At 59.4% G+C, this 16,604-nt stretch carries 15 protein-coding genes; 6 read left to right on the top strand and 9 right to left on the bottom strand.

What is annotated here, in order from left to right:
* Positions 1–8 precede the first annotated feature (8 nt).
* From ftsL to dinB, 5 genes are all read right to left on the bottom strand, one after another.
* The gene (ftsL, locus tag CVS29_RS09195) at positions 9–659 is read right to left on the bottom strand and encodes a cell division protein FtsL (RefSeq protein ID WP_110106036.1); all 651 of its coding nucleotides are present in this window, start codon (positions 657–659) and stop codon (positions 9–11) included.
* The gene (gene rsmH, locus CVS29_RS09190) at positions 656–1,654 is read right to left on the bottom strand and encodes a 16S rRNA (cytosine(1402)-N(4))-methyltransferase RsmH (protein ID WP_110106035.1); all 999 of its coding nucleotides are present in this window, start codon (positions 1,652–1,654) and stop codon (positions 656–658) included. The genes ftsL and rsmH overlap by 4 nt, the downstream gene beginning before the upstream one ends.
* Before the next feature lie 294 nt (positions 1,655–1,948).
* Complete coding sequence (gene mraZ, locus CVS29_RS09185; RefSeq protein ID WP_110106034.1) at positions 1,949–2,380, bottom strand: division/cell wall cluster transcriptional repressor MraZ; 432 nt, start codon at positions 2,378–2,380, stop codon at positions 1,949–1,951.
* Positions 2,381–2,924: 544 nt separating this feature from the next.
* A complete protein-coding gene (locus CVS29_RS09180) occupies positions 2,925–3,302 on the bottom strand; it encodes a DUF3040 domain-containing protein (protein ID WP_110106033.1) in 378 nt (125 codons plus the stop codon).
* 242 nt (positions 3,303–3,544) lie between these two features.
* On the bottom strand, positions 3,545–4,696 hold the full coding sequence (gene dinB, locus CVS29_RS09175) for a DNA polymerase IV (RefSeq protein ID WP_110106226.1): 1,152 nt from the start codon (positions 4,694–4,696) through the stop codon (positions 3,545–3,547).
* A gap of 218 nt (positions 4,697–4,914) precedes the next feature.
* On the opposite strand from dinB, the gene CVS29_RS09170 reads away from it, so the two are divergent.
* Together CVS29_RS09170 and CVS29_RS09165 are read left to right on the top strand one after the other, a co-directional pair.
* Positions 4,915–5,484 carry a hypothetical protein gene (locus tag CVS29_RS09170; RefSeq protein WP_110106032.1) on the top strand — a complete coding sequence of 190 codons (570 nt, stop codon included), beginning with the start codon at positions 4,915–4,917 and terminating at the stop codon, positions 5,482–5,484.
* Between the two features lie 73 nt (positions 5,485–5,557).
* The gene (locus CVS29_RS09165) at positions 5,558–6,691 is read left to right on the top strand and encodes a polyprenyl synthetase family protein (protein ID WP_110106031.1); all 1,134 of its coding nucleotides are present in this window, start codon (positions 5,558–5,560) and stop codon (positions 6,689–6,691) included.
* 138 nt (positions 6,692–6,829) lie between these two features.
* Here the strand turns inward: CVS29_RS09165 and CVS29_RS09160 are convergent, their stop codons facing one another.
* Entirely contained in the window at positions 6,830–7,183 is a 354-nt protein-coding gene (locus CVS29_RS09160) for an Rv2175c family DNA-binding protein (protein WP_110106225.1), read from the bottom strand.
* Positions 7,184–7,344: 161 nt separating this feature from the next.
* On the opposite strand from CVS29_RS09160, the gene CVS29_RS09155 reads away from it, so the two are divergent.
* Positions 7,345–9,000: a LysM peptidoglycan-binding domain-containing protein gene (locus tag CVS29_RS09155; RefSeq protein WP_245932141.1), complete on the top strand. Its 1,656-nt coding sequence runs from the start codon at positions 7,345–7,347 to the stop codon at positions 8,998–9,000.
* An 87-nt stretch (positions 9,001–9,087) separates the two neighbouring features.
* Positions 9,088–11,244, top strand: a complete 2,157-nt coding sequence (locus CVS29_RS09150; RefSeq protein ID WP_110106030.1) for a Stk1 family PASTA domain-containing Ser/Thr kinase — start codon at positions 9,088–9,090, stop codon at positions 11,242–11,244.
* A gap of 167 nt (positions 11,245–11,411) precedes the next feature.
* Here CVS29_RS09150 and CVS29_RS09145 read toward each other — a convergent pair whose 3' ends face one another.
* A complete protein-coding gene (locus CVS29_RS09145; RefSeq protein WP_110106029.1) occupies positions 11,412–12,809 on the bottom strand; it encodes a class II 3-deoxy-7-phosphoheptulonate synthase in 1,398 nt (465 codons plus the stop codon).
* Positions 12,810–12,910: 101 nt separating this feature from the next.
* Entirely contained in the window at positions 12,911–13,855 is a 945-nt protein-coding gene (locus CVS29_RS09140; protein WP_110106028.1) for a lysophospholipid acyltransferase family protein, read from the bottom strand.
* A 178-nt stretch (positions 13,856–14,033) separates the two neighbouring features.
* Here CVS29_RS09140 and CVS29_RS09135 point away from each other — a divergent pair, with 178 nt between their 5' ends.
* Together CVS29_RS09135 and CVS29_RS09130 are read left to right on the top strand one after the other, a co-directional pair.
* Positions 14,034–14,777: an alpha/beta hydrolase gene (locus CVS29_RS09135; protein WP_110106027.1), complete on the top strand. Its 744-nt coding sequence runs from the start codon at positions 14,034–14,036 to the stop codon at positions 14,775–14,777.
* Positions 14,767–15,486, top strand: coding sequence for a hypothetical protein (locus tag CVS29_RS09130; RefSeq protein ID WP_110106026.1), 720 nt, complete (start codon positions 14,767–14,769; stop codon positions 15,484–15,486). Before CVS29_RS09135 ends, CVS29_RS09130 begins: the two co-directional genes overlap by 11 nt.
* Before the next feature lie 28 nt (positions 15,487–15,514).
* Here the strand turns inward: CVS29_RS09130 and CVS29_RS09125 are convergent, their stop codons facing one another.
* Positions 15,515–16,525, bottom strand: coding sequence for an ROK family glucokinase (locus CVS29_RS09125; protein ID WP_110106025.1), 1,011 nt, complete (start codon positions 16,523–16,525; stop codon positions 15,515–15,517).
* Positions 16,526–16,604: the final 79 nt, after the last annotated feature.

Here is a 16,604-nt window from a genome sequence, read left to right as displayed (position 1 = left end):
TAGAAAAGTTAACTGTCCTTTTGTGCCGGTGCCGGAATGGTGCCGCCATTAAGGTCCGGAACAATCACGGGTGCAGGGACGGGGGCCACGTTCTGGGGCTTCTCTGCAGACTTTTTAGCATCGATTTTGGCGGCGGGGCTGAGAGGAACCTCAGGCTCTACCTTGGGCCGTGGCTTGTCAACGACGGCAGGTGGGATGTTCACCAGACCCTTGGTGTCTGCCGAGGCTGGCAGAGGAGAGCCGCTGACGGTCTTGGTGCGCACGTCAATCTGCCCGGTTGACCCTGCGGGCACCATGCCGAGGGCCGCAGCGCGGGCGGCCAATTCCTGGGGCGCCTGATTTGCCGCAATATCCTGTTCCATGGTCTGGTTGATTTTGATCAGCTCAGACTGCTGACTCTTCAAATCGACCAAAAGGTATTGACCTTTAGCTACGGAAATACTCATGACCAGAACCACAGCCATGGCGGCCAGCACCATCAGGGCCACGATCGCCGCGAGTGGCGAGCGTGCACGTCGCGGGGTGCTCACCACCAGGGACAACGGTGCCCGAGACTTTCTGGCCGGAGGTTCAAGGGGTATGACGGTGGGTAGCTCAGTCAGCACACGGGCGGCGCTGCCCTCTGTGACAGGGATGGTGCGTAATGCACTCGGGCTCATGCGGCACTCCTGATTCTGATTTTTTCCACGGCCCGCAGGCGAGCTGATGCTGCCCGCGGGTTTTCTGCAATTTCCTGCGCTGTTGGTATTTCGGTGCCCTTAGTGAGGCGTTTCAAGGTGGCTTTGTGTTCTTCAAGCTCCACTGGGAAGCCCGCTGGAGCAGAGGAGCTGGACCCGGCGGCAAAGACGGACTTGACGATTTTGTCTTCCAGCGAGTGGTAGGACATGACCACTGCCCGTCCGTGCAGTCCAAGCGCATCCACGGCAGCGGGAATGGCCTTTTCCAAAACGCTCAGTTCCTCATTAACTTCAATCCGGAGAGCCTGAAAAGTCCGTTTGGCCGGGTGGCCTCCCGTCTTGGCTGCTCCCGAAGGAACAACATTGCGGATGATCTCCACGAGTTCCCCTGTACGTGTCAGCGGTGCCTTCTCGCGAGCGGCGACAATGTGGTTGGCGATGCGCCCGGCAAATTTCTCTTCACCCCACTTGCGGATGATCCGCACCAGCTCTTCCTCGGAATAGTTGTTGATGACATCCGCTGCGGTCTGACCCCGGCTGGTGTCCATCCGCATGTCCAAAGGTGCATCGAAGGAATAGGCGAAGCCGCGGTCCCGTTCGTCCAGTTGCAGGGAAGAGACTCCCAGATCCATCAGGATCCCGTCAATGCTGGGGATGCCCAGATCATCAAGGACATCTTTGATTTCATCGTAAACAGCATGGACTAAATCGGTGCGATCCTGGAAGGGTGCCAGCCGCTCCCCGGCCAGCCCCAGCGCTTCCATGTCCCTGTCAATGCCGATCAGGTGCAGATCCGGGTACCGCTGAAGCATAGCTTCACTGTGGCCGCCCATACCCAAGGTGGCATCAATGACAACGGGTGTGCGTCCGGCTGCGCGGGCAACCTCAAAAGCGGGTGCGAGTAAGTTGATGCAACGGTCTTTTAGAACGGGAGTGTGGCGTTCGGACGTAGGTGGCGTGGGGTTTTCCGACGTCATCACGACTCCGTTTCTCTTCGGTCAAAACCGGGAGGGGGAGGCAGTTCCCCCATGGCATGGCTCAATGGTGACAATAAAATATCCTGCAGTTACTTCTAAGGTGTTGATCTGGTTCAGCACGCGCCAACGCATCGTTGCGTTATGCCGGCAAGAGACCGTTGCGGTCTTAAACCAGATCCCCCTCCGCGCCAAGCCCCGTCCCGCCTGGCTCCGGGGAAGGTGAGCCAGGTTTGACGGCCTTGCTGGGCGGCTGGAGATCTCATTCAAGACCACCGTGGTACTGGTGTGCTGGTGTTAGCTGATACCCGGAATGCCCATCTCGTCAGTTGCCGAGAAAGCGGTTTCCTTGGCGGCCAGATACTCGTTCCAGGCGTGTGCATCCCAGATTTCCGCGCGGCTGCCGGCACCAATGACAACGAGTTCCTTCTCCAGCCCTGCGTAAGCACGCAATGTGGCCGGAATAGTGACCCGTCCCTGCTTATCTGGAACCTCGTCTGAGGCTCCTGACAGAAAGATTCGAATGTAGTCACGGGCCGCCATATTTGCTAATGGCGCATTCTGCATTTGGTCCAGCACTTTTTCAAACTCTCGTGCGCTGAACACGTAAATACAGTTTTCCTGCCCTTTAGTCAAGACCAGCCCACTGGATAATTCCTCGCGGAATTTTGCTGGCAGGATGATCCGTCCCTTCTCATCAAGACGCGGTGAATGTGTTCCGAGGAACAAGTTGCCACCGCCTTCGTTGTTGAGAGTTGATGACCAATTTAGTCCATTCCCCTCTTACCTGCTCCACATTACTCCACAATCCTCCACCGTCAACTTCATTCACCGGGATCTTTGCGCCGTGTCGTGCCCAGAATTGCCGTAATTACAGGGATCTTTCTGACTATCAAGCGGTGGAGGGAAAATCAACAGTTACGCGTCCTTTAGGGCCCATGCGGCGCCTGTAGAGCCTTTCAGAGCCAATATTGGGGCCATTAGGGGCCCAAGTGGAGGAAATCGGAGTTCCGCATGGCGGCGATGTGAGGGCATGAAAAAAGGCCCCCTCGGGGGCCTTCATGTTTCAAAAATGCTACTCAGATCTGACTACTTCAAAAAACTACTCACAGAGGGATCATCCCAGTTAAGAGAATACAGAGCGCGCTCAAAGATACTTGGGGCCGGGCTGCTTAGCTAAGCAGCCATTCAGGGCCGAGGTTCCATGGCGTGCCGGTGTCGCGTTGCGAGAACGGCACCTCATTGAGGGCACGGTACCTCACTGCGGGCAGTGTTACTGCTCGCGTCGGCGCTCGTCCCATTTTTCCTCAAGGGTGCTCATGAATCCACTCTTTTGCTTTGCGGCGGGCTTAGAACCAGCTCTGCCAGGAGCGCCGGCGTCGGCGCTGAATTTGGGTTTGGATACGGCCACATACACGCCAGCACCCATGACCAGGAAGCCTGCAATGCCCACAATCAGCAGCTGTGTTGCAACACCCCCTAGGAGGACCAACAGCCCAGCAATCATCACCACTACACCGATGACAACGTTGCGCGTTGATATCGCTCGGGTGGGCGAGCTCGACAATGCGTTGGCGAATTTGGGATCTTCAGCATGCAGTTGCTGTTCCAACTGATCGAGCAGTCTCTGCTCGTGCTCGGAGAGGGGCATGACGACCTCCTTCAGGTCAGGGCCGTAGTGTTGTCTCGTTAACGTCTTGCCATCATTGTTAGTTCCCACCTGATCTGCAGAATGTGACGGACATCGTCGCGTTCTGCACCAGCATGCTTGCCAGCAATTTGAAGTCATCAATGAGTCAACTCCTACCTATAACAATAGGCGTGATCGTGCCGAACTGAAACCCGATCGAGCCATGGTGTGGCGGAGTTTCTGAGCGCCGTTGAATCGAGCACTCAATCACGCGGTTTCAGCAACCTGGCAGGACCAATTTTGGCACTCCCAAAACGGGCTGCGATGGCGTCCCCCACCACTTCAGCACTGCGTGACTGGCCGTCCCTCGGATCCAGGGAAAGTTGCAGGGGCGCATCGTGAAGAGCTTCTAGCTTCTCCACCCGGACACCAACAAGGCGGACCAGCTGCCCACGGGGCCCCAAGGCTTTCAACAGGCCCACCGCGGCTGTGTAGATGTTTGCTGCGCTGTCCGTGCTGGCCCCGAGCGTGCGTGAGCGGCTTATCGTTGAAAAATCAGCGTACTTAACCTTCAGCGCCACTGTCCGCCCGCTCAGCTCCGCCTCGCGAAGCCGCGCCGCCACCCGATGAGAGAGCCGCAGCAATTCTCGGGTGAGAAGCTCGTCATCGTGCGTGTCCACCGCAAAAGTTTCCTCAGCCCCAATGCTCTTTTCCTGGCGCTCCGGGGTTACGGCCCGTCCATCAAGGCCCCACGATAAGGCATGCAGGCTCGCCCCCGTGCTGCCCAGCGCCTTTTGCAGCGCCGAGACTGGTGTCCCCGCAATGTCCGCCACTGTGAAGATCCCCAGCCGGGCAAGAGTCTGCGCCGTTTTGGCTCCCACTCCCCACAGCGCCTCCGCGGGAAGGGTGTGTAAGTACTCCACAGTGCGGGCCTTCTCGATCAAGAGCATGCCATTGGGTTTGCACCGCGTGGAAGCTACCTTGGCAACAAATTTACTGGCGGCAATACCCACCGAAGCGGTGATGCCAAGCTCCGCAGCGATGCGGGTCCGGATCTGCGCACCAATCTCCAGCGGCGTGCCGAGCCGGCGCAGGGAGCCGCTGATATCCAGGAAGGCCTCATCCACGCTCAGTTGCTCCACAGTGTCCGTAATGGAGCGAAAAACCTCCATGACCTGGTAAGAAACCTGCCGGTAAAGTTGCTGCTGCGGGGCAATGACAACCGCGTTGGGACAGGCGCGCAGGGCCGTGGACATGGGCATGGCCGAACGGACTCCCCGTGCACGTGCCTCGTAAGAGGCAGAGAGCACCACTGAACGCCCTTCGGGATGTCCCACAATGACCATTTTCCCTTGCAGCTCCGGCCGGGTACGCAGTTCCACCGAAACGAAGAAAGCATCCATGTCAACATGCATGATGGTGCACCCGTCCTGGTTGGGGACGATCGGCTGCGCGGGCGGTTCCTGCTGATTCACCCTTCCAGTCTAATGATCCGGCGCCACAGACAAACGGCTCGGCGTGAGTAGGCGGCTAAGGCGTTAGGTGGAGAGCACATGCAGGCTGGCAGATCCCCAACATGGGTAAACTGAAGATGATGCCACCACACCGGCACCGACAGCTAAGGAAGACAGCCATGAATCCCACTCCGCTTCGCGCACTGCTACCCCGCCACAGGCAGCTGCTGGCTGCCGCAGCAGTCTCCACAGCCCTGCTCCTGGGTGCCTGTTCCGGCCAAGGCGCCACGGTGGGACCTTCCACCTCCGTATCTGCATCCGCGGCTGCCTCGGCGACCACTCAGGCACCCGGCGCGTCCGCAACAGCCTCTGGCCCAGTCAACAGCTCAGCGGCGCCTTCGGCTCAAACCGCTGTTAAGGAACTCGTTGCCGGTTTTCCCGCCAAAGTCATAGAACTTCCCAAGGGTGCTCAAATCCAGTCCTCGAGCCTGGAGCAGGGCTCACCCGTCTCGGCAGCCTCCGTGACGGCAACCACGGCGCAGACTCCAGCACAGATCCTGGCCTTTTACACCAAGTCACTCACCGGGCAGGGCTTCACTGCCCAACCAGGCGACGCCGTGGATGGTGTGCCCTTGAAAACGTACGTGCGCGCAGCTGGACAGGAAATTGTGACCGTCTCGGTTGTGGTTACCTCCTCCACCTCAACCTTGACCGTCGGTGCGGCTCTTCTGCCAGCCTCGTTGAAGTAGGCTTCTAGCCGGCCGGCCCGCTGGCATCCACCGCCGGCACGGCCGGCCCCTCTCACAGCAAGGAACCGAAAGCATGAACCAGACGCCCGCTCTGCCCGACGCCTCTACTACAAGCGACCCAAAGGCAAGCGCCTCCAGTGCGGACGAACAAGATGCATATATTGCGGCCGTTGCGCTGAAGCTCGATAGCTTCTTGGCGGAGAAGCACCGGCTCTTGGCACGCATTTCCCCGGAAACTTTGGTGCTCATTGATTCCATCAAAACTCTTGTCACCGGCGGAAAGCGGATGCGAGCACTGCTGTGCTATTGGGGTTGGCGGGGCGCTGGAGGCTCCCCCGATTCAACTGCCATCATTGAAGCAGGCGCCGCTTTGGAACTTTTTCAGTCCGCTGCGTTGATTCACGATGACATCATTGACCGCTCCGACACGCGCCGTGGCGGACCCAGCGTCCACAAGCGGTTCAGTACCCTGCACACCGAGCAGAAGTTCTCTCTCGACGAGGAACGTTTTGGCCACGCTGCCGCAATCCTGACCGGCGATCTTTGTTTGTCCCTCAGCGAAGAGATGTTTTCCCGCATTGAGTCCGGCGGCTCCCACCGGGCGCGGGAGGTGTTCAACATCATGCGCACAGAGGTCATGGCGGGGCAGTACCTGGACATTTTGGAGGAAGTATCCGGGCCCTCGAAACCGCATGAGACGGCCGTGGCACGGGCTTTTTCAATCATTCGTTACAAGAGCGCCAAGTATTCCTCCGAACATCCCTTGGCGTTGGGGGGCGCCTTGGCCGGGGCTGAGGAGGCAATGCTGACGAGCTATAGCGCCTTCGCGCTTCCGCTGGGCGAGGCATTCCAGTTGCGTGATGATGTACTGGGCGTGTTTGGTGATCCTGCCAAGACAGGCAAACCCGCTGGTGACGACCTTCGGGAAGGCAAGCGCACTGTTCTGGTAGGGCTGACTATTGACTCCGCAATGACCCACGAGCGTGACTTTTTTGACCAGAACCTGGGGCGTCAGGATCTGACGGAGGCGGAGGTGGAGCGGCTGTGCACCATCATGGTCGATTCCGGTGCACTGGAACGCACCGAGGAGATGATTGCCCAGCTCAGTGCCGAAGCATTCGCGGCTTTGGCAGAGCTACCCGTATCCACCGAGGTCCGTGAGGCGTTAGAGACCTTGGGCCAAAGAGTGGTTTCCAGAACGTCCTGAATTCCAGAACGCCCCGAATACCGCAATGCCTGAGGTACCTCAACGCCTGAGCTACCTGAACGTCTTGGGCAGCTCCGGCTAATGAGTGTTCGCGTGCCAAAGCACGCCAACACTCATTAGCCAGCACTCATAGGAAACCTACCAGCCAAGCGCTGCGGCGCGACGGCGGATTTCTGTTTTCCGGCCCTCGCGCAAGGCGTCAATGGGACGCCCCGGCAAGGATTGATCTTCCGTAAACAGCCATTCAATGGCTTCTTCATCTTCGAAGCCGGCGTCGTGCAGAACCGTGATGGTCCCTCGGAGGCTTTCAAGGATGTGGTCGTCCGTCAGGAACGCGGCGGGCACGGCGCGAATGTTGCGCTCTCCCACACGTGCAGCCAACAGCGAACCATCTTTAACAAGGGCGTGGACTTTGGTTACCGAAATATCTAATTTCTCGGCAACATCGGGCAGGGGCAGCCATTCGCTGACTACTGTTTCAAGATTACTCACCCACAAAGGTTCCCACAGTTTGAGCCCCTGCGCATGATAAATGTGGCGGGTCACTCATTCCAGCTGCCTATATAGGAATTGTTGGGGTAAATTTCCGTTAGTCTCATGAGTAACATTGTCACCATAAGTATCATCCGCAACGGAAAATCGAGGTCCGCTCTATGACTCCCCCACGCCCGTCTGCCACCGGTGGCAAGCAACTGGCAGCAGTAGCCACAGCCGCCATCCCCGTTGTCATGCTCTCTTCCCTAGCCATGGCTGCACCGGCGCACGCCCAAGCAGGGATTCAACCCCATGCCAACCATGGAACCCTGAATACTGCAGATGTGCTCGCTGCGATCCAGGCGCGGACAGCCCAAGCGAAAACATCCAGCATTCCCGCAGCAGTCGTGGCCAGTTCCGTCCCCACTGCCGTCACCGCCAATCTGCACATTGGCAACGCTCAAAGCAGCAAGGCCCTCCTTGCCAAGACCCAGGCCACGGTACGTTACACGGTGCGTGCCGGTGACACAGTTTCAGCAATTGCCGCCAAACACGCTGTCAGCACTTCCTCTGTACTGACTCTGAATAAACTCTCCGGTACCTCCATCATTTACCCCGGTCAGGTTCTTGTGGTCACTGCCGGCTCAGGTGTTTCCAGCAGTACCGGCGCCCCCGCCGCGTCCTCACCCGCTGCCGTGTACACCGTCAAGTCCGGAGACACTCTTGGCGGAATCGCCGCCAAGCACAACATCAGCCTCAACTCGATCTTTTCCTTCAATGGCCTCAGTGGCAGTTCCGTGATCTATCCGGGCCAGAAGATCAAGGTTGGCGGCGCTGCGCAGTCCGGTTCATCCCAGGCCGCGTCGGCCAAGCCCGCTATTACCTCCAGTACATCCCAGAGTTACACCGTCAAGTCCGGGGACACTCTTGGCGGAATTGCCGCCAAGCACAATGTCAGCCTCGGCTCAATCTTTTCACTGAATGCACTGAGCAGTAATTCTGTGATTTACCCGGGCCAAAAGGTCAAGGTGGGCGGGACTGCACAGGCCGGTTCAGCACAGGCCGGTTCAGCACAGGCCGGTTCAGCACAGGCCGGTTCAGCACAGGGCGGTTCTGGCGCCGCAGCTAAACCTGCGGCCACTTCCGGGCGTTACACCATCAAGTCCGGGGACACTCTTAGCGGCATTGCCGCCAGGCACGGCGTTAGCATGGCGGCACTGGTCTCGGCCAATGGGATCAGCGCCAATGCCACCATCTACCCGGGCAAGACTCTGTCCATTCCCGGGCTCTCCGCCAGTTCCAGTTCCATCACCCCCATTTCTCCAGGGCCCGGGCTGACCCCGGATCAGAAGGTGCCCAACACCTTCTTGCACTACACGTACCCGGATGCCGTGGTGGCCGACGCCAATAAGAACAAGGCTGCATTGCTCGCCGCACCTTCGCCCACGCGGGCCCAGATGAAGGACATTGTGGCTCGCACGGCCACCAGTATGGGTGTGGATCCGGCACTCGCGTTGGCCTTTGCCCAGCAGGAATCCGGTTTCAACCACCAGTCCGTCTCCCCCGCCAACGCCATTGGCACCATGCAGGTCATCCCGGATGCAGGCGATTGGGCATCCGGACTGGTAGGGCGCAAATTGAACCTGCTGGACCCTCAGGACAATGTCACGGCTGGTGTAGCCATCATCCGCGCCTTGTTGCGCGGGGCACCCACGGAGGACTTGGCCATTGCTGGCTACTACCAGGGGCAGTACTCCGTAAGCGTTCACGGCATGTTCCCCGACACGCGCAACTACGTGGCCGGTATCAAGGCCAACCGGGCGTCGTTCCGCTAAAGATCCGCAACTACGCTCTCAACGAAAAGGGGCGCCGGCACGGTGTTGCTGGCGGCCCCTTCTCATTTCTGCTTCTAAGCTTGAAGAGTGCATGATGACTCACCCGACCCCTTAGTAGGGTCAACTGTTGATGAACGCTATCTGGTCCTGTCCAAGGTGGCGCACGGCGGCATGTCCACCGTCTACCTGGCCAAGGATCTGCGGCTCAACAGAAACATTGCGCTGAAGATTCTGCATCCTCATCTGGCCACCGACAATGCCTTCATCGCCCGGTTGAGCCGGGAGGCGCAGAGCGCTGCCAGCCTGTCCCACCCGCATGTGGTGCAGATTCATGATCATGGTGTGGGACCCCAGCATGCGTACCTGGTCTTTGAGTTCATTGACGGTTACACGCTTCGTGACGTTATTGAGAAAAACGGCGCCCTGACCCCGCGGCTTGCCCTTAACTTTCTGGATCCCGTGGTTGAAGGTCTTGCCGCAGCACACAACGCGGGTCTGGTTCACCGTGACGTCAAACCCGAAAATGTGCTCATCTCCCGCCAGGGCTGGGTGAAAATCGGAGACTTTGGCCTCTCCCGCGCGGTAACCAACTCCACCAACACTGGCGCGCTCTTTGGCACCGTGGGATACATCGCCCCAGAATTGGCGCGCGGCGAAGGCGGGGATGCCCGGAGTGACATTTACTCAGCCGGCGTGATGCTCTATGAACTCCTCACCGGCCACCAGCCTTTCCGCGCTACGATCCCCGTGGCCGTGGTCATGTCTCACCTGCAGGAGCAGATGCCGGCACCCTCCGAGGACGTCCCAGGTCTGCCGCCGGTCATGGACGAGCTGGTGCGCTACATGACCGAGAAGGATCCCGACCACCGCCCTGCCAACGGTGGCGCCCTCTTGGAGGACCTGCGCCATATCCGGGCGACACTGAGCCCCGCCGAGCTTGACTTTGGCACCGGAACCGCGCCCAGCATCCCCCTGTTCGCCGAGCATCCCACCATCGCCCTGGGTCAGGCCAACACAACGGTGCTCGCCGTTCCAAATTTCCCTACCTCCGAGCTGCCCCGCTCCCCGCGGCTATATGTTGAGGATCCCCATGCGGAACAGTATGCCGCTACGCGCCCTGAGCACCTCCAAGACCAGCACCTCCAAGACCAGTACGACGCCGGTCACTCACTCACCGCTGCCATCCCCACCTTCGCCCCTGGCCTAGGCGCCAGCAGCGCCCCGGGTAGTGATGAGACTCTACAGGGTGGCGGCACCCCGTCCGCTCCCCTGAGTAAGCGGCAGGCTTCCGCCGCGGCAAAGGCGAAGACTAAGGCCGCTGCGACACCGCAAAAAAATCTAGGTCCCAAGCATCCGCTCCGACGGTCATTGCTGTGGATTATGCTCGTGCTGGTGCTTATTGTCCTCACTGCCGGGGCTGGTTGGTTTCTGGCCATGGGACCAGGGGCGCTGGCAACCATCCCGGAAGTGGGCAACAAGAGTGTTGAACAAGCGCTCACCGTCCTCCACGGTGAGGGATTCGAAACGACCTCAACCACTGATGTTCATGACGAAAAGGTGGCGGCTGGCTTTGTTATCGCCACCGACCCAGGCGCTGGCAGTTCACAGCGTAAATTCAGCCATGTCACCGTCCAGGTCTCGATCGGCCCGGTTCTCTACGTTGTACCGAAGCTGACAGGCCAGCCGAAGGACAGCGCAGCCAAGTCACTGGCGGATGCGAAACTTTCCATGGGTACTCTGACGGAAGAATTCAATGAGAACGTGGCAGCCGGAGTGGTGCTTAAGCAGGATCCTGGCGCTGGCAAGGAATTCCGTGCCAACACCAAGGTGAATTTGGTTCTCTCCAAGGGGCCCAAACCGATTCCTGTGCCCACCGTTGTAAACAAGTCCCAGGGTGATGCCGTGACTGCGCTGAGCGCTGTTGGGCTGGTGGCCGTAATTGCCCCGGAACAAGTCTTTAGCCGCACGGTACCTGCGGGCTCTGTGGTCACAGCATCCCCGGATTCTGGCACACTGACCGCAGGCGGCAAGGTCACCCTGACCATCTCCAAGGGCCCGCGGATGATCCAGGTCCCGAATCTGGTGGGCAAGCAGGTCGATGTGGCCACTAAGGAACTCAAAGACCTGGGCTTTGAGGTCAACGTGGAGAACTTCCTGGGCGGCTTCTTCGGCACGGTCCGCATCCAAACCCCCGAGGGTGGGCTGGCGCCGGAGGGATCCACAATAGTCCTCAAAGTGGTCTAAGACATCCGGCCCACCCTGTAATCCCCAAAGCACCTGAATCCTCAAGCACGTTAACCTCAAAATCTTGTGCCCTACCACTGGTGAATGAACTTACCACTGGTGACCGAACAACGGCGGCCCGCATCTTCCCAAAGGAAGGTGCGGGCCGCCGTCGTCAACGCGTGCCCTTATTTGGACTTGCGCAGAGCTTCTGAAACTAGGAACGCCATTTCCAGGGACTGCTTGTGGTTCAGGCGCGGATCGCAGACTGACTCATAGCCGGTCAGGAATGCTTCCTGATCCACGGGGTCGGCACCGCCGAGGCACTCGGCCACGTCGTCGCCTGTCATCTCCACATGCAGGCCACCCGGGAAAGTACCCTGGGCCTGGTGGACCTCAAAGAAGCCACGGACCTCGTCAATGACATCGTCAAAGTTGCGGGTCTTGTAACCATTGGGCGAGGTGACTGTGTTGCCGTGCATGGGGTCCGTTACCCACAGGACCTGGGCACCCGAAGCAGTAACCTTTTCCAGCAGGTTGGGGAGCTTCTCACGAATATTGTTCGCACCCATACGGGTAATGAACGTCAGGCGGCCAGGCTCGCGGTTGGGATCGAGCTTCTCAATCAGAGCCAGTGCATCGTCCGGGGACGTGGTGGGCCCAAGCTTGACACCGATGGGGTTGCGCACGCGTGAGAGGAATTCCACGTGTGCCTGGTCCAGGTCCCGTGTACGCTCACCAATCCACAGGAAGTGTGCGGAGGTGTCGTAAGGCAAGCCGGTGCGTGAATCGATGCGTGTCAGTGCCCGCTCGTAGTCCAGCAGCAGGGCCTCGTGGCTGGCGAAGAACTCAACGGTCTTCAGGGCTTCGAAGTCGGCGCCACAGGATGCCATGAACTTGATGGCACTATCAATTTCCTTGGCCAAGGCCTCGTAGCGGCTGTGAGCCGGGTTGGAGGTGAAGCCGCGGTTCCACTCGTGGACGCTGCGTAAATCGGCAAAGCCACCCTGTGTGAAGGCACGGATCAGGTTCAGCGTGGAGGCTGAGGTGTGGTAAGCCTTGAGCATGCGGGCGGGATCATGCTGGCGTGATTCAGGGGTGAATTCATAACCGTTAACAATGTCTCCACGGTATGCCGGGAGAGTTACGCCGTCGCGCGTTTCATCATTGGAAGAGCGTGGCTTGGCAAACTGGCCAGCCATGCGTCCCATCTTGATAACGGGAAGCTGCGCACCGTAGGTGAGTACCACCGCCATCTGCAAAATGGTCTTGACCCGCGAACTGATCTTGTCAGCCGTTGCAGCTTCAAAGGTCTCGGCACAGTCGCCACCCTGGAGCAGGAACGCGTTGCCCTGGGCCGCTTGGGCCAGACGGGAGCGCAGCACATCAACTTCACCGGCAAACACCAGAGGAGGAAGCGCGGACAGTTCCTTGACCGTGGGCGCAAAGAACGGGGACTCGGACCAGGTGGGCTGCTGCGCAATCGGCAGACCACGCCAGTCATCAAGGCCTGGATAGACGGCAGCACCGGGGACGGAAATTCCGGCGGCGGGTGCAGAAGATGCGTTAGAAGTTAGCTCAGTCACCCCTCAACCCTATCCCCTCCGAAGCAGCAGCTGCTAACCAGTCCATTCACTGAGATGTTATGGATAAATGAATCGGCGAGCACCTGGCATCCCAGAGGGGATTAGCGTGCTTCCGGGCCCGACTCCGGACTTGCCTGCGAGCCAGTTTCCAGGCCGGCAGTCTCGCCGGGCTCTACCTTCGGGGATTCGCTACCTTGATCCTGCACAGGCATTTGTTCCTGCACAGGCTTCTTGGCTCCGATCACAGTCACTGCGCCGGGCGCAAGAGTCCTTACGGGATCGAGCCGAACAGCGTCAGTTGCGCTCTTGGTCCCGGCAGGATCCTTGCTTAGGGCTTCCTTGGCGGAGGCAATTTTTGCAGATTTCTCCGCGGCGATCTTGTCCTTGACGGTGGAGGCATATGAGTCCACATATTCTTGCCCGGATAGCCGCATGAGCTCATACATGATTTCATCCGTCACAGAGCGCTGCACAAACCTGTCATCAGCCATCCCCTGGTAGCGACTGAAATCCATGGGTTCACCGAAAATGACACCCAGCCGCCGGACAGTGGGAATGCGTCTGCCAATGGGTTGGACCTTGTCCGTGCCAATCATGGCCACTGGAATAACGGGCACATTGGCTGTCAACACCAGTTTGGCGACACCTACTTTTCCACGATAGAGGCGGCCATCTGGGCTGCGGGTTCCTTCCGGATAGATTCCCAGCAGCCCGCCATCATTGAGCACTTCAACACCAGTGCCGAGGGAGTTTGCGGATGCAGCACCACCTGAACGGTCCATGGGCAGCTGGTTGGTCAGTTTAAAGAACGCTGCTGTGAGCCGGCCTTTGATTCCTCGCCCGGTGAAGTAATCACTCTTGGCCAGAAATACCACGGGCCGGGGCACCATGAGCGGCATAAAGATAGAATCCGAGAAGGAGAGGTGGTTGCTGGCAAGAACGGCCGGGCCATCCACGGGAAGATTGTCCAAGCCCTTAGTCCAAGGACGGAAAAGCACCTTTAATACCGGGCCCAGAAAAATCTTCTTCAGTACCCAATAGATCACGGTGGCATTCCTCCTCTTGCGCGCTAAGCGCACTTACTGCCCAGCTCCTTGCGGTACCCCCGCTGTGGACGTATCAACAGTAGTCTAGTGACAGCACCACCGAATCGCGGCAGCACGGCCGCATCAATGCCACACATAATCTCCGCCAGAATGGCCGGGGCGCAAAGGAGTCAGTGCCATGGCGCAATCATTCCGTTACGAGGGCCACGGGGAACTTGCTCGGATTGGGGTGGCCGTGAGTCACGGCTTCACCGGCTCAAGAGTGAGTATGCAGGGCTGGAGTGACTACCTCGCTGACGCCGGATTCGCCGTCAACATGCCCTTGCTGGCCGGGCATGGCACCTCATGGCAGGACTTGGCGAAGACTCCCTGGCAGCACTGGTACAGGGATTTCGAGGCCGCGTACCTGGAATTGGCTGCCCGCTGCGACACGGTTTTTGTGGCCGGCCTGTCCATGGGTGGCGCGCTGGCGTTACGGGTTGCAGCACTGCATCCGGTAGCTGGCGTGGCTCTGGTTAACCCAGGCTTAACATTCGCTGATAAACGAGCCGCCTACTCGGGTCTGCTGAAATTCGTGCTCAAAAGCGTTCCCGCCATAGGCGATGACATTAAGGCTGCCAATATCAATGAAGGCGCCTACTCCCGCACACCCGTTGCCGCCGTCCATCAGCTCTCCGCGCTTTTCACGGACACCGCCCGTCTGCTCCCCCAGATCACTGCACCCACCCTGGTGTTCCGTTCCACCGTGGACCATGTGGTTCCCGATTCGAGCATCGATGTTCTCAAAGCCGGCTTGCACAACGCCCAGCTAACGCTGGTTCCTTTGGAAAACAGTTACCATGTAGCGACCATGGACAATGACGCGCCTCAGATCTTTTCCCAGTCCGCAGACTTCTTTCGGAGGAACACTCATGCAATCTGATCCAGGCGCGGGCACCCCGCACACGGGAGACGACGACGAGGTCTGGCGGGACCTCGTGGCACGCTTGGAAGAGGCAGAGGACGCCTTTTTGGAAGATAATTCTCAAGGGAACACCGAGGATCAAGGCGGACCAGAGGTAGGCGGTTCCCCTGATGCAGGTGGTACCCCTGATTCCAACACGGTTTCTGATACCAGCACGGCTTCTGCTGCGGGAGGATCTTCTAATATGGGCACGGCCCTTGATTCGGGCACGGCCCTTGATTCCGGCGCTGCCACGCCCAGCGGTCCCGGCGCCGAAACGCCCAAGACGGTCATTGATTTTGATCCCCTCGGTGTTTGGCACGCTCAGGAATCCCCCGCACCCCGGGAGCCTGCTGCGGGCAACCGGTTTGGTCAGTCCCCCGGTGCAGCTGGTGACGGTAGCGCAGCCTTTGGTCCGCGAGATTATGAGTTCGACGAAGACGATGACGAAGGATTTGTTCCGGAGGAACTCCCCAGTCTGAGCGCCTCCGATCCGGCCATCGTCCTGTCTTGGATCGGTGCAGCCGGTGGCCCACTCTTTTTGGTGTTTTCGGCCATCTTCTGGCGCCACGCCCCCATGATGCTGGTGGTGGCGGTAATCCTCGCCTTCATTGCCGGCACAGGTTACCTGTTGTTCCGGCTCCCCAATCATCGCGACGACGACGGTGGTGACGGCGCAGTCGTTTAGCTGATGGTACTCAAGTTGGCGCGGTTCTTTATCGGCGGTACCTCTCTAGTGGGCGCTGCTGGGTTCTGGCCAAATCGGCTGCCCCCACTAATCCAGCCGACGGGCCCAACTGCGCCTTCATAATGAGGGCTTCTTGCCGATATCCGCGGCCCGTTAAGTTACGGAGGTAGGCTCGGCGGGTGGGATCCAGCAATAGCTCACCCGCAGCACTGAGGCCTCCGCCAATAACGAACAGAGCCGGGTCCAAAGCAGCCGCCAGGTTGGCAATGCCCAGACCCAGCCATTCCCCAACCTCAGCGACTAGCTCCTGCGCTGTGGCTTCGCCTTCCAAGGCCAAGGCTGTCACCACGGAGCCTGTGATGTTCTTGGGACGGCCGTTAGCCGCAGCGAGCAGGCCGGCGGCCATGGGTGAGTGCTTTCTGGCCAACTCGCGGCCCTCGCGCCCCAGGGCGTTCCCCGAGGCGTATTGCTCCCAGCAACCCCTGTTCCCGCATTCGCAACGATGCCCCCCGGGCATGATGATTTGGTGCCCGAACTCTCCTGCCATACCGAAGCTGCCGCGTTCCACCCGGCCGTCAATGACCAGGGCACCGCCAATTCCGGTTCCCAGGGTCAGCATGACCATTCTGTCGCGGCCCCTGCCCGCACCAAAGCGCCATTCCGCCCAGGCGGCGGCATCGGCGTCGTTAGTGACCAAAACGGGCCGGTGCAACGTGGCTTCAAGGTTTTGCCGCAGCGGCTCATCCCGCCACGCAAGATGAGGGCTGAACACCACGGTGGAACCGGGTAAGTCCATCCAACCAGCGGCCCCGATACCCACGGAATCAATGCGGTGCCGGCCTTCGAGCTCATGCACCAGCTCGCCGATCACCGCTTCCACGGCACGGGCATCACGTCCGGGTGTCGCCCGCCGCAGTTCCTCCAAGACCTCGCCTTCTGCATTCACCACACCGGCAGCAACCTTGCTCCCGCCAATGTCAATCCCTAAGGACAGTGGGGCGGGGAGTTCTGGCACAGGATCGGAGCGAGATGAACACATGAGCAAATTCTAGCGATCGGAGCTGCGGAGGACAGAAATTGAAAGTGTGAGCTGAAGAACATAATGTTACTCATGAGTA

This window comes from Arthrobacter psychrochitiniphilus (assembly GCF_003185915.1).
GTDB lineage: Bacteria > Actinomycetota > Actinomycetes > Actinomycetales > Micrococcaceae > Specibacter > Specibacter psychrochitiniphilus.
This window is presented reverse-complemented; position numbering and strand designations above follow the sequence as displayed.